The sequence below is a fragment of the Halothermothrix orenii H 168 genome (assembly GCF_000020485.1).
In the GTDB taxonomy this organism is placed as follows: Bacteria; Bacillota; Halanaerobiia; order Halanaerobiales; family Halothermotrichaceae; genus Halothermothrix; species Halothermothrix orenii.
In genome coordinates, this window is the sequence record NC_011899.1 from 1,309,058 (window position 1) to 1,321,676 (window position 12,619).

Sequence of the window (12,619 nt, forward strand, 5' to 3'; positions counted from 1 at the left end):
AAAAGCCTGGGAAATTAATTATTTATTTTCAGTTCTGCCATTATTAGTCTGGGCTTTTTCAACGGAATCTGATTTCAATTCATTATTATCCCTTGATTCATTTACCTGCTCCTGAAGTTCCTTTCTGGCCTCTTCAATCTCTTTTTGTAGTTTTTTAACTATGTCAGATTCATGTTCGGCCTCTTCTTTAGCCCCGAGTCCAGCCAGAGCAAGATAGAGCCTGTAATGGGCCTGAATATCTTTACCGGCCAGTTCAGAAGCCTTTTTAAATTCTTTAATAGCCAGGTCTTTTTTATCAATATCAGCATATAAATTACCGAAATTGTAATGAAGATACCAGCTCTCCGAATTATCTTTAAGGGCCTCCTCAAAAACCTTAATGGCCTCCTGGTCATCTCCTTTACCATGATAAGCACGGGCCAGGTATACATAAACAATGGGGGCAGCATTATAATCTAAAGCTATCTTGAAATCATTAATAGCTTCAGTATAATTTTGTTCCTGTAAGGCTTTATAGCCATTCAATACGGGGTCATATATCTCAATATCGGCCTGCTTTTTGGTATCTCTGAGCCAGTTCTGATAGGTTCTATTCTGTTTTTGCTTTAAGAGCTGGTCTTTCAATTCTTCTCTTGACTTTTCAAATTCTTCTCCCCTGGCCAGTTTTTTATCAATGACTTTTACAATATAATAACCTTTTTCTCCTTCAATAATATCACTGGTTTTGCCCTTTTCGAGTTCAAAGGCTTTATCAAGTACTTCCTGGGGTAAAAATCCATTGTTCCTGCCAATAAATCCTAAATCTCCGTCTTTAAGTTTAAGATCAGAGTATTTTGCTGCTACTTCACCAAAGGCCTTCCCTTCTTCTAATTCCTTTAAGGCCTTTTCAATTTTTGCTCTGGCCTCTTTTTTCTTTTCACCTTCTATATTTACAGCTATTAAAGCTGGACGAACTTTTTCGTAGGCTTCCCTGATTTCATCCTCGGAAACCTCAACCCCTTTATAAGTGTGTTCTATTGTTTTTCTGATTATATTGCTGGTTTTGATATTATGTCTAATATCTTCTTTAAAATCTTCATATTTAATACCCCTTGAATCCAGTAATTCCTTTAGCTTTTCTTCGGTTATATTATAAGCCTCCAGCATCTTATTAATCTGTTCTTTTACCTCTTTATCAGTAGGGTTTGACTCAATACCCAGTTTTTCTGCTTCCTGTAAAAGCAATTCCCGTTCAATTAATTGATTTAATAAATTTAATCGATAGGGAACCTGTTGTTCTCTGCTTAACTGGGCAAACTGGGCATTATTCTGTAAATATTGATAATAGGTTTCCCGGGGTATACTGGTATCATTTACCCTGGCAATATAATTAGGGTCTATAACAGATGAAGCAGCCGGGCTACTATTCCTGTAAGCTCCAAAACCTAAAAAGGCTCCTGTTAAAACCAGTGCAGCTACCACAAAATAGATAATGTATTTACTATAATTCCTTAATTTTTTAAACATCCTTACACTCCTTTCAGAAATAAAAAGTGAAAACTATATCATTACATAATTTACTACTACAAGAAAAGTTTAACCTTTAATCATTTTAACCTATTAAAACGGCAATGTCAACTTATCCCCTTGCTGTCTCCCAGTAATTATTTTTAAAATCACCAATAGTCGTGCTGGCACCATGACCCGGGTAAACAACTGTATCTTCAGGGAGAATCAGGATTTTATTTTCAATTGACTGTATGAGTTTTTTTTCATTTCCAAATTGAAAATCAGTTCTCCCTACTCCCCTGAAAAAAATAGTATCACCACTCAGTAAATAGTTATCTTCCTTATTATAGAGACAGATACCACCGGGACTATGTCCAGGAGTAAAAATTACTTCAAATGACAGCCCATTACTTACCCCGATAACATCACCATCACCCAGTAAAGTATCTGCTCCCTGGCAAACAATTTCCTTTCCGATAAGAAAGGAAAGATTTTTATCAGGATCCTTCAAAAATTCATTTTCCTTTTCATGTATCAAAACCTCAGCCCCGGTCTCTTCCCTCAAATACTCTACCGCTCCTATATGGTCAAAATGGGCATGTGTAATGATTATTTTTGTCAAATTAATCTTCAAATCCTCAACTGAAGAAAGTAATTTCCGTGCTTCATCACCGGGGTCTACTATTATTCCATTACCATCTTCCTGTCCTATTATATAGGAGTTAGTATAATTGACCCCGACCGGTACTCTCTTAAAAATCAAATAAGGTCACCACCTTAAAATTGTTTATTACTATCAAGTAAAATGGTTACAGGTCCATCATTTATTAGATTTACTTCCATCATTGCCTGAAATACGCCTTCTTCTACCTTGAGACCGGTATTTTTCAGGAATTTCACAAAAGTATCATACATTTTTTCAGCATACCGGGGTTTAGCAGCTCCAGTAAAATTAGGTCTCCTTCCTTTCCGACAATCACCATACAGGGTAAACTGGGACACAGCCAGTATTTCCCTGTTAAGGTCCAGGGCAGAAAGATTCATTTTATGAGTATCATCTTCAAAAATTCTCAGATTTACTATTTTATCTACCAGATATCTGACATCTTCTTCAGTATCACCTTCTCCAATTCCCACAAAGACAAGTAAACCCTTATCTATTTTTCCTTTTATATCACCTGCAACAGTAACACTGGCTTCTTTTACCCGTTGAACAACAGCCCTCATAACATCACTCCTTAGGTTGGTTTTGCCCGTTTAACAGAAAGAACACCAGTTATTTTTTCAAGTTTATTTATAATATCCCTCATATGCTCCAGACTGCTTAACTCCAGTGATAATTCAATTTTGGCCCGGTTATAACGGTCAGTCCTGGCCATGACCGATAACAGATTAACATCCTCTTCTTTAATAAGAGAAGTAATATCATTTAACAGAGCCTTTTTGTTAAATGCATCTATAACCAGGTTAACTTCATAAGAATCAGTCCTGTAGTTATTCCAGTAAACATTTATTAACCTGTTTTTATCCCGTTTTGATAATTGTAGAAGATTGGGACAATCAGTACGATGAACGGAAACCCCCCTTCCCCTGGTAATATACCCGATTATTTTATCACCAGGAACGGGATTACAGCATTTAGCAATTCTAACAAGTAGATCATCCATTCCTTCAACCTTTACACCTTTACTGGTAGACTTTCTCCTCCTGGGAGTTTTCTTCAGTTTCTCAAGCTGGCTCTCTTCTTTAATCTGGACTGAAGGCAGTTTATTTATAATAGTTTTGGGGCTAACCTGATTATAACCAATGACCTCAAAAAGCTCATCGGCATTATTTTTCCCCATTTTTCGGGCTATTTCAACCAGTTCTTTTTCTTTTGCATCCTCTTTAAGTTCCACATTAAGTCTTTTTAACTCCCGATCAAATAATTCCTTACCTCTCTGTATTATCTGGTCCCTTTCCTGCTGTTTAAACCACCTTTTTATCTTACTTCTTGCCCTTGATGTTTTTACAAACTTTAACCAGTCACGACTGGGACCTGTACTATTTTTCGAAGTCAATATTTCTACAATATCACCATTGCTCATACGGTATTCAAGGGGGACAATTTTCCCGTTAACTTTGGCTCCAACACAGCTATGACCCACTTCTGTATGAATATTGTAGGCAAAATCAACGGGGGTACTCCCTGTAGGAAGAGAAATGACATCACCCTTTGGTGTAAAAACAAAAACTTCATCTTCAAAGAGGTCAATCTTTAAGTTTTCAATAAATTCCTGGGGTTCTTTGAGGTCTTTCTGCCACTCCAGTATCTGCCTCAACCAGGAGAGTTTTTCTTCAAAATCATCTTTACCGGTTTTCCCCTCTTTATATTTCCAGTGGGCAGCAATACCATATTCAGCCGTCCTGTGCATTTCCGGTGTCCTGATCTGAACCTCCAGGGGATCCCCTTTGGGACCGATTACTGTTGTATGAAGGGATTGATACATATTTGATTTAGGCATGGCAATATAATCTTTAAAGCGACCGGGAATAGGTTTCCAGATTTCATGAACTATTCCCAGGACTTCATAACATTCTTTAACAGAATTTACAATAATTCTAATTGCTGTCAGGTCGTATATCTCATTAAAATCAACTTCTTTTCTTTTCATTTTTTGATATATACTATAAAGATGTTTAGGCCGACCATATATCTCTGCCAGTATTCCCTGGTTACCCAGTTTATCATTAAGAATTTTTATAGCTTCCTTTATATCTCTAATTCTCTGTTTACGGTTGGCAGCAACTTTTTCTGCAATTTCATAATACATTTTGGAATCAATAAATCTAAAACTCAAATCTTCAAGCTCCCATTTTAATCTGGACATTCCAAGGCGGTGAGCCAGAGGAGCATATATTTCCAGGGTTTCTTTAGCCTTCTCTACCTGTTTTTCCTTCGCAAGAAAGCGTAAGGTCCTCATATTATGAAGCCTGTCAGCCAGTTTTATTAAAACCACCCTTATATCCTCAGACATGGCCAGAAACATTTTCCGTAAATTTTCGGCCTGATGTTCTTCTTTTGATTTAAACTCAAGCCTGGTCAGTTTGGTCACACCATCCACTAACAGGGCTATTTCATCTCCAAACTCTTCTTCTATATTTTTACTGGTAACTGAAGTATCCTCAACAACATCGTGTAATAAAGCAGCCGAGATAGAAATAATATCAAGTTCTAACTCGGCCAGAATACAGGCAACCCCGAGGGGATGCTCTATAAAGGGTTCTCCTGAAACCCGGAACTGTCCCTCATGAGCATCTTTAGCAAAATTGTAAGCCCTTTTTACCAGTTCCAGATCAGGATTTGTAGTATATTCTTTTATTTTCAATAATAAATTCTTAAGCTGCATATTTTATCCCTTCATTCCTGGAGTAATGTAAAAACATCATAACCTTCCAGTTTCTCTCTCCCTTTCAGATCAACTAGTTCAATTAAAAACCCTAAACTTACAATCTCTCCCTGTAATTTATTGATTAATTCTATAGCAGCCTTTACTGTTCCTCCGGTAGCCAGGAGATCATCTACCAGTAATATTTTATCACCAGGCTGAATAGCATCACGATGAATTTCTATTTCATTGGTACCATACTCCAGTTCATAACTGGTTGAAATCCTTTCAGCAGGTAATTTACCGGGTTTTCTAATGGGGATAAACCCTTTATTTAATGCTAAAGCGAGGGGAGTCCCTATTATAAATCCCCTGGCTTCAATTCCCACAATATAATCAATATCAAAATCCTTATAATAGTCCTTCATCTTTTCAATAGCCAGGTTAAAAGCCTCTTTATCTTTTAAAAGTGGGGTTATATCCTTAAAAATGATTCCTTTTTTAGGGAAGTCCGGGATATCTCTGATAAACTTTTTTAATTCCATTGCTCTTCCTCCTCCTGTTAATCTTCATTCAATTTATTAATTAATTTAAATAAATTATCCTCAAAAGCAAGTGTGGAAAAACTACCAAATTCCCTTGTTGCAGTAATAGTTTCATTATAACCCATTGACCGGGATAAGTCCAGTTTTTCTGCAGGACGAGGTAATATACTAACCCTCTTTCCATTAAATTTAATTAACTCAATCTCCTTTAATATGGAGAGGCTTTTTTCTATTAATTTTTTATTATAATTACGGTAATGCCGTTCTATCAGTTCATTTACCCGGAATTCTTTTTGGTAATAATGCTGTAAAACAGTATAAAACTTACGCAGAAACTCTTTATCTGGTAACATTGTTTTAAGTATTTTAACATTCAGATCATGTTCTTTTTTGCCATAGATCAAATGAACCCTGAGTTTATCTTCTCGGGATACCCTGTTAATTATGCCCTTCATCTGTTTAATTGAAAAAGGTAGAGACCAGAAAACCAGGTCTTTAACACTTAAATTTCCAGGTAATCTATTACCGGTAAATAAGAAAATTCCTTTTTTAAGTCTATTAAACTCTTCTAATATGTCACTTCCCCCAGTATAAACTTGACCCGTTTCGGATAATTTTTGCTCGAGAGTCTTTAACAAAGCCGTATTATTTAAATATACTGCTATTTTAGAATTGTTTTCCCTTAAAGAATTTATATATTCAATTCTATTCTGGCAACCCCTTTTATCAGCAAACTCAAGACCATCTGACTTAAAATAGATGGGATAATAATTAATACTCTCCTTTACATTAACGTCAAGTAATTGTAATTCCACTTCTTCTGCACCGTTCCAGGTGTTCAAGGTTAAATAAAAAGCCAGGTCCACCTTTTTATTTTTAAATTCTATAAGCTTATCTCCAAAATCAAAACCAATACCCTTCAAACCCTTATCAAGGGTAAATTTTAAATGTTTTCCATCCCTGCCCACCGTCCTCAGTTTATTAAATTGCATATTACTCAGAAAAAATCTGGGTTTAGGATTACCTACCCCATAGGGCTCAAGTTGTTTAAGGGTTTTATAAAAATTTAAGTTAATTTGCCCGGGTTTTAAAATACTATCAAGTTTCAGTACTGGGATTAAATCCTCTGGTGATAAAACACTGTCCACATAATCAAGAAAAGTATCCCGGAACTGTTCTATATCCTCTTTATTTATAGCTAAACCAGCTGCCTGCTCGTGCCCCCCATAGGAAAGTAGATAACTAGAGCAAAAATCCAGGGCTTTATAAATATTCAGCCCTTCGATACTACGACAGGACCCTTTGCCAATACCGTCTTCAAGGGAAATCATAATAACAGGACGATAATACTTTTCAACCAGCCGTGAAGCAACTATCCCTATTACCCCGTGATGCCAGTCAGGAGAGGCCAGAACTATCCCCTTATCTTTATTTAAATCAACAGTTTTTTCGATCATTTTTACTGCATCTTCAAAGATTTCTTCTTCTTCAGCCTGTCTGCTCTTGTTTAAATTTATTAACCTGTTAGCTATCTCTTTTGCTTTATCAATGGAGTCAGTGGTCAATAACTCAATCCCCAGAGAAGGGTCTTCCATCCTTCCCGCCGCATTTAAGGGTGGGGCCATAATATAACCGATATGGCCTGCATTTAAATCTTTACCATCCAGGCTTAACTTATCCATTAACACCCTTAACCCTTTATTAGAAGTATCATTAAGTTCACTTAACCCCCGTTTCACGATAATTCTGTTTTCACCAAGTAAGGGGACTATATCAGCGATACTACCCAGGGAAACAATATCTATTAACCGTAATAAAAAATCAGAAATCTCATGTCCTTTAATCTCTTTTTCAAGAGCCTGACACAACTTAAAGGCAACACCTACTCCCGCCAGGTATTTAAAAGGGTATTTGTCATCTTTACGGTGAGGATCCAGTACAGCTATAGCTGGGGGAAGCTTTTTTGCGGGCTGATGGTGATCAGTAACTATTACCTCCAGACCCTTCCGCGTAGCATACTCCACTTCTTCCAGGCCACTTATCCCACAATCAACAGTTAACATCAGATCATAGTTTTTATTTATTATTTTATCGAGGGCTTCTTTATTTAAACCATAACCTTCTTTTAAACGATTGGGAAGATAATAATCTACTTCATAACCAAGCCTTTTTTTAAAATATAAAAAAAGAAGGGCAGTTGAGGTTATCCCATCAACATCATAATCCCCATATACTATTATCTTCTCACCACTTTCAATGGCCGTTAAAATCCGGTCCACTGCTTTTCCCATATCTTTCATTAAAAAGGGGGAATGAAGATCCTGAATACGGCAGGATAAAAACCGGTTTATTTCGTCCCTGTCAGTAATCCCCCGGCTATAAAGGATGGATTGTAAAACTGGTTCCAGATCATTTAAAGAACCATCCAGTTTCTGTTTAATAAACTGCCATTTTTTCTTCATTAACTATCACCTTTTAATTATTTTCCCGATTTTTTCCGAAAATCCTCCTTAAATTTTGGTTATCATTGTCCAGAGAAAAAATACTCTGAGAACATGACATGCTTTAAAGTCAACGATCATTAAAACAAAAAACCCTGGTAAGCTTCTTTCCAGCTTCCAGGAATTTATAATAACTCCCCAATAATAGCTCTTAACTATACAGTGTCCTTATACTTCTTGATTATCAATATTATTCTCCCCTTCCGGGGTTTGTTCCATCACTTTCTTTTCCTTTCTCAGGTCCTCAAATTCATTTGTTAATACTCCAAGCCTTTCTTCAAGGTCTTTATTCTCTTTTTCTATACTCTTTAATCTTCTCCTTAACTTCAACTGTTTGATATAGGCAGGTATCCCCATCAATAAAGCCCCCAGGGCCATACTCCCCAGTGTAATAACCACTAAAGAAATTTCAAACCTCCAGCTAAAAAGAAACAGGGATACCGACTGAGCATTCTGTATAGAAAAGATAGCAATCAACAGGGCAAAAATCAACCCAAGGATAAGATTAGCCTGCATTTTATCAGCCCCCATTTATTAAAATCTACCAGATCTGAAAATAGCTATAATTAACCAGATACCCATAATTCCTGCTATAGAATACCCGGCAAAGCCAAGAAATGGTATTCCAAAAACCAGTGGTTTCATCTCAGTCTGAATTATCATAGAAGAACCAATAACCAGAGCTGAAATTATCAGGCTTACAGAAAGCCGGTTAGAAATAATGTCAATTTTATTAATCAATCCTTCCAGGTTAATATGTTTAAACCTTATAGTAACCTCATCATCTATAATCTTTTCAATTATATTACTAAACTTTTGCGGTAAACCACTGGTGGATTTCCTGAAAGTCCAGAGCCTGTCCACAATCCTACCAGCAATATTATCTAACTTAAATTGACTTAACATAAGCTCTCTCAGAAAACTATTCCCAACTTCAGCTAAATTAAGTGAAGGGTCCAGCATAAAACCAACCCCTTCACTGACACTAATAGCCCTGATTAGAAGAAAAAATTCCTGGGGTAAACTAATACTATAATTATAAAGTATTTTCTGTAAATCTTCAATAACCACCGAGAATTCAATATCTTTCAGATCAATGCCATAATACCTATTTATTAAATCCTGTATATCAAGTTTGAGTTTTCTAATATTTACTGATTTAGTGGTAATTCCAAGTTCTATCAAAATGTCAACTATCATATCAATATTTTTTTTAAGAACAGCAACAAATAACAGACTCAATTTGTCCCGGTCACTCTGGGTTAACTGACCCATCATCCCAAAATCAATATAGGCCAGTTTATCTGATCCAACTACAATAATATTACCTGGATGAGGATCAGCATGAAAAAAGCCATCCAGCAGGACCTGTTTCATCAACGATTTAGCTCCGAGCCTGGCCAGAAATCCCCTGTTAACCTGCCCAAGGCCTTCACCTTTGACCACCTGACTTAATTTTTTCCCTTTTATCCTCTCCATAGTTATTAGCCTTTTTGTAGATAACCTTTCATAAACATCAGGGGCCAGTATATATTTATGATCTTTAAAATTATTCTTAAATCTTGTCACATTAGCAACTTCAATTTGAAAGTTCAGTTCTTTTTTGAGGGTATTACTGAATTCTTCTACCAGGGATGTAGCCTTAATAAATTGTAAAATCAATCCCCTTTCATCTATAATAGAAGCAAGATTATGTAAAATTTCAAGGTCAACCTTTATTGTCTTTTCAATACCCGGCCTTCTAATCTTTAAAATAACATCAGAGCCATCATGTAATGTGGCCCGGTGGGTCTGGGCAATGGAAGCAGCAGCTTCGGGAGTTTCTTCCAGATCTTTAAATAATTCTCTGTAACTCTCACCCAATTCCTGGATCAGGACCTTTTCAATATCTTCAAAAGGTAATGGAGTGACCTTATCCTGTAGTTTTCTCAACTCCTGTATATAGACCGGAGGTAGAATATCAGGTCTGGTACTCATTAATTGCCCGAATTTAATAAAAGTAGGACCAAGCTCCTGTAATACCGCCCTTAACCGCCGGGCCAGGCTAAACCTGTCAGCTTTAATCTCTTCTTTATTGACCCTGTGCTTAACCGGTAAATATTTGGTCAAGTCAAGATGTTCTAATAAAAAACCGAGGCCATTTTTTACCAGCACCTGTGCTATTTGACGGTACCTCTTTAGATGGCGGTATTGTCTGGAAATATTAAGCTTCATACTTTAATCTCCCTTGTTTTTCAGTTCTTTAAGCTCCTGTTTAAGTTTTAAGATTTCATTTTCCAGTTCTTTTAATTCACTCCGGGTCACGAAGCCGGCTCTGCTCAATTTATTCTCCACTTCTTCAGAGATTAGATTTTTTAGATTTCTGGTTCTTTCCCTGGTTTTATCAATAAATTCATCCAGTAACTCCCGGCCTTCCTCCCGGGATAAATCCCCCTGTTCAATTAATTTATTTATCATCTTTTCAGCCTTCTCTTTGGTAATTACCAGTATACCCAGTCCCGATAACAGGATTTCTTTCAAAATAGAAGTCATAACACCATGCCTCCCCATATTATATATTTTAAAAATAATCCCCCCACATATACAGGGGGGGATATTTTTTCGTTAATTATTTTTTAGAAATTAATTTTTTATCCCAGCTGACAAGGAGAGGACTGGCCACAAAAATTGAAGAATAAGTTCCAGCCAGAATACCAATAAATAAGGCCAGCATAAAAGTCTTTATGGAAGCCCCTCCAAACAGGTATATAGCCAGAACAGCAACAAGAGTAGTCAATGAAGTATTTATTGAACGTGGTAAGGTGTCAATAACTGCCTGATTTGCCTGCTCTATAAATGGTTTACCCCTCATTAATTTCATATTCTCCCTAATACGATCAAATATAACAATGGTATCATTAATAGAATACCCAACTATAGTCAGTAACGCAGCAACAAAGGGTGTATTAATCTCCCGGCCAATTATAGCAAAGAGTCCTATAGTTATAATAACATCATGTAACAGGGCTATAATAGCCACAATTGCAAACCTGAATTCAAACCTTAAACTTATATATAAAACAATGGCTATAGAAGCTATCAGTAAAGCCCAGAAGGCTTTGATTCTTAACTCTTTACCGATGAGGGGGCCTACCATATCTGTTCTTAATACCTCAGTCGATGGGTACTTTTCTTTAAAGGCCTGTTTAATCTCCGAAATCTGTTCAGAGGATAAGTTATGGGTTCTTATAATAACTCCATTAACTTCTTCAGTCTGTTGAATTTTACTTGACTTGGCCAGATTAAGTGTTGCCAGAACCTCCCTGGCATCTTCTTTACTTACATATTTATCAAACTTGAGTTCCATCAGGGTTCCACCCTGAAAGTCGATCCCGAAATTTAACCCCTTAACCATTAAAAAGATTAATCCCAGGACAATAATAGTCAGGGAAATAGTATACCATATTTTTCTTTTTCCCATTAAATCCATTTCCTTACAACCCCCTCTTAACACTAAAGGCAGCTGAACTCTTCAGTAGTTTTGTATTTGTAAACAGATTTATAATATTCCTTGTAACATAAAAAGCGGTAAACATACTGGTTAAAACACCGATAACCAGAGTAACTGCAAATCCTCGTACCGTACCACTGGTATAATATGCCAGGATCAGAGCAGTAATTAAAGTAGTTATATTAGCATCAATAACTGTAGTAAAAGCCCTTTTAAAACCGGCATCAATTGAAGACTTGATACCTTTACCACTTCTGCGTTCCTCTTTAATTCTCTCAAATATGATGATATTGGCATCAACCGCCATCCCTATCGAGAGAATGAAACCGGCTATACCCGGAAGAGTCAGGGTTGCCTGAAGACCAGCTAGAACCCCGATAAAAATAATTCCATAGATAATCAGGGCTACTGCTGCCAAAAGGCCCGGGAAGCGATAATAAAATATCATATATATTGCTACTAAAGCCAGTCCAATCAAGCCGGCCATAATACTTCTATTTTTAGATATTTTCCCGAGGGTAGGCCCTACCATTCTGGTTTCAATCACTTTAACCGGAACTGGTAAAGAACCTTCCCTGATCAGAATAGCATCCTTCTGGGCTTCTTCAATAGTTTTATAACCGGTTATCTGTCCTTCTCCCCTGATAACGTTGCTAACACGGGGATTGTTAAGCAACTCATCATCAAGATAGATACCTATTCTCCTGTTTAAATATTGAGTGGTTATAGCTTCAAACTTCCTGGCCCCTTCATCATTGAGCTTAAAGGTTACAACAGGCCTGTGATAAAGGTCATAATCTGGCCTGGCATCTACTACATAATCACCGGTCATTAAAACTTCACCATCACTGTTACGAAAAGTCAGTACAGCTGTCCTTTCGATAGTATTAATGGCTTCAGTCGAATTATCAACTGCAGGTAATTCAACTATAATTCTATCCTTACCCTGCCTTTGAATCACAGGCTCTGTTAAACCCAGCTGGTTTACCCTTCTTTCAATAATATTTTCAATATCTTTCATTATCTCATTATTTATTTCCCGGTTTTCAGTAGGCTCAGCCCTCAATACTATATGAGAGCCTCCCTCCAGATCTAAACCGAGATTTAGCTGATACTGGTAATAAAGATAATAAGAGAATAATATAATTGCCAGTATAATGATGGCATTTAAAATCCTCTTCTGTTTATATCTCATACCTGACCTCCTGCCTTTCCTTCAAAATATTT

General features: G+C 36.7%; 11 protein-coding genes. All 11 read right to left on the bottom strand.

Translation table 11 applies throughout. The annotated features are described in order from the left end of the window. Positions 1 to 18: 18 nt before the first annotated feature. Positions 19 to 1,506 (bottom strand): SurA N-terminal domain-containing protein, encoded by a 1,488-nt coding sequence (locus HORE_RS12445; RefSeq protein WP_012636150.1) that lies wholly within the window; start codon positions 1,504 to 1,506, stop codon positions 19 to 21. Positions 1,507 to 1,618: 112 nt separating this feature from the next. Next, positions 1,619 to 2,251, bottom strand: a complete 633-nt coding sequence (locus HORE_RS06360; protein WP_012636151.1) for an MBL fold metallo-hydrolase — start codon at positions 2,249 to 2,251, stop codon at positions 1,619 to 1,621. A 14-nt stretch (positions 2,252 to 2,265) separates the two neighbouring features. After that, a complete protein-coding gene (gene dtd / locus HORE_RS06365) occupies positions 2,266 to 2,715 on the bottom strand; it encodes a D-aminoacyl-tRNA deacylase (protein WP_012636152.1) in 450 nt (149 codons plus the stop codon). Between the two features lie 11 nt (positions 2,716 to 2,726). Next, a complete protein-coding gene (locus tag HORE_RS06370) occupies positions 2,727 to 4,877 on the bottom strand; it encodes a RelA/SpoT family protein (RefSeq protein ID WP_012636153.1) in 2,151 nt (716 codons plus the stop codon). A gap of 11 nt (positions 4,878 to 4,888) precedes the next feature. Continuing rightward, entirely contained in the window at positions 4,889 to 5,401 is a 513-nt protein-coding gene (locus tag HORE_RS06375; protein WP_012636154.1) for an adenine phosphoribosyltransferase, read from the bottom strand. A gap of 17 nt (positions 5,402 to 5,418) precedes the next feature. Further along, complete coding sequence (gene recJ / locus HORE_RS06380) at positions 5,419 to 7,863, bottom strand: single-stranded-DNA-specific exonuclease RecJ (RefSeq protein ID WP_012636155.1); 2,445 nt, start codon at positions 7,861 to 7,863, stop codon at positions 5,419 to 5,421. A 207-nt stretch (positions 7,864 to 8,070) separates the two neighbouring features. Beyond that, positions 8,071 to 8,418 (bottom strand): LapA family protein, encoded by a 348-nt coding sequence (locus HORE_RS12450; protein ID WP_012636156.1) that lies wholly within the window; start codon positions 8,416 to 8,418, stop codon positions 8,071 to 8,073. An 18-nt stretch (positions 8,419 to 8,436) separates the two neighbouring features. Then, positions 8,437 to 10,116, bottom strand: a complete 1,680-nt coding sequence (locus tag HORE_RS06390; RefSeq protein WP_012636157.1) for an ABC1 kinase family protein — start codon at positions 10,114 to 10,116, stop codon at positions 8,437 to 8,439. Between the two features lie 3 nt (positions 10,117 to 10,119). Next, positions 10,120 to 10,434 (bottom strand): phasin family protein, encoded by a 315-nt coding sequence (locus HORE_RS06395; RefSeq protein WP_012636158.1) that lies wholly within the window; start codon positions 10,432 to 10,434, stop codon positions 10,120 to 10,122. A 76-nt stretch (positions 10,435 to 10,510) separates the two neighbouring features. Then, entirely contained in the window at positions 10,511 to 11,371 is an 861-nt protein-coding gene (gene secF / locus HORE_RS06400) for a protein translocase subunit SecF (protein ID WP_012636159.1), read from the bottom strand. Between the two features lie 4 nt (positions 11,372 to 11,375). Beyond that, positions 11,376 to 12,587, bottom strand: coding sequence for a protein translocase subunit SecD (gene secD, locus HORE_RS06405; protein ID WP_012636160.1), 1,212 nt, complete (start codon positions 12,585 to 12,587; stop codon positions 11,376 to 11,378). Between the last annotated feature and the right edge of the window lie 32 nt (positions 12,588 to 12,619).

Coding starts and splice junctions, on each gene's coding strand:
- recJ (WP_012636155.1), bottom strand. CDS start 7,863: ATGAAGAAAAAATGGCAGTTTATTAAACAGAAACTGGATGGTTCTTTA.
- HORE_RS06375 (WP_012636154.1), bottom strand. CDS start 5,401: ATGGAATTAAAAAAGTTTATCAGAGATATCCCGGACTTCCCTAAAAAA.
- secD (WP_012636160.1), bottom strand. CDS start 12,587: ATGAGATATAAACAGAAGAGGATTTTAAATGCCATCATTATACTGGCA.
- HORE_RS12450 (WP_012636156.1), bottom strand. CDS start 8,418: ATGCAGGCTAATCTTATCCTTGGGTTGATTTTTGCCCTGTTGATTGCT.
- dtd (WP_012636152.1), bottom strand. CDS start 2,715: ATGAGGGCTGTTGTTCAACGGGTAAAAGAAGCCAGTGTTACTGTTGCA.
- HORE_RS12445 (WP_012636150.1), bottom strand. CDS start 1,506: ATGTTTAAAAAATTAAGGAATTATAGTAAATACATTATCTATTTTGTG.
- HORE_RS06395 (WP_012636158.1), bottom strand. CDS start 10,434: ATGACTTCTATTTTGAAAGAAATCCTGTTATCGGGACTGGGTATACTG.
- HORE_RS06390 (WP_012636157.1), bottom strand. CDS start 10,116: ATGAAGCTTAATATTTCCAGACAATACCGCCATCTAAAGAGGTACCGT.
- HORE_RS06370 (WP_012636153.1), bottom strand. CDS start 4,877: ATGCAGCTTAAGAATTTATTATTGAAAATAAAAGAATATACTACAAAT.
- secF (WP_012636159.1), bottom strand. CDS start 11,371: ATGGATTTAATGGGAAAAAGAAAAATATGGTATACTATTTCCCTGACT.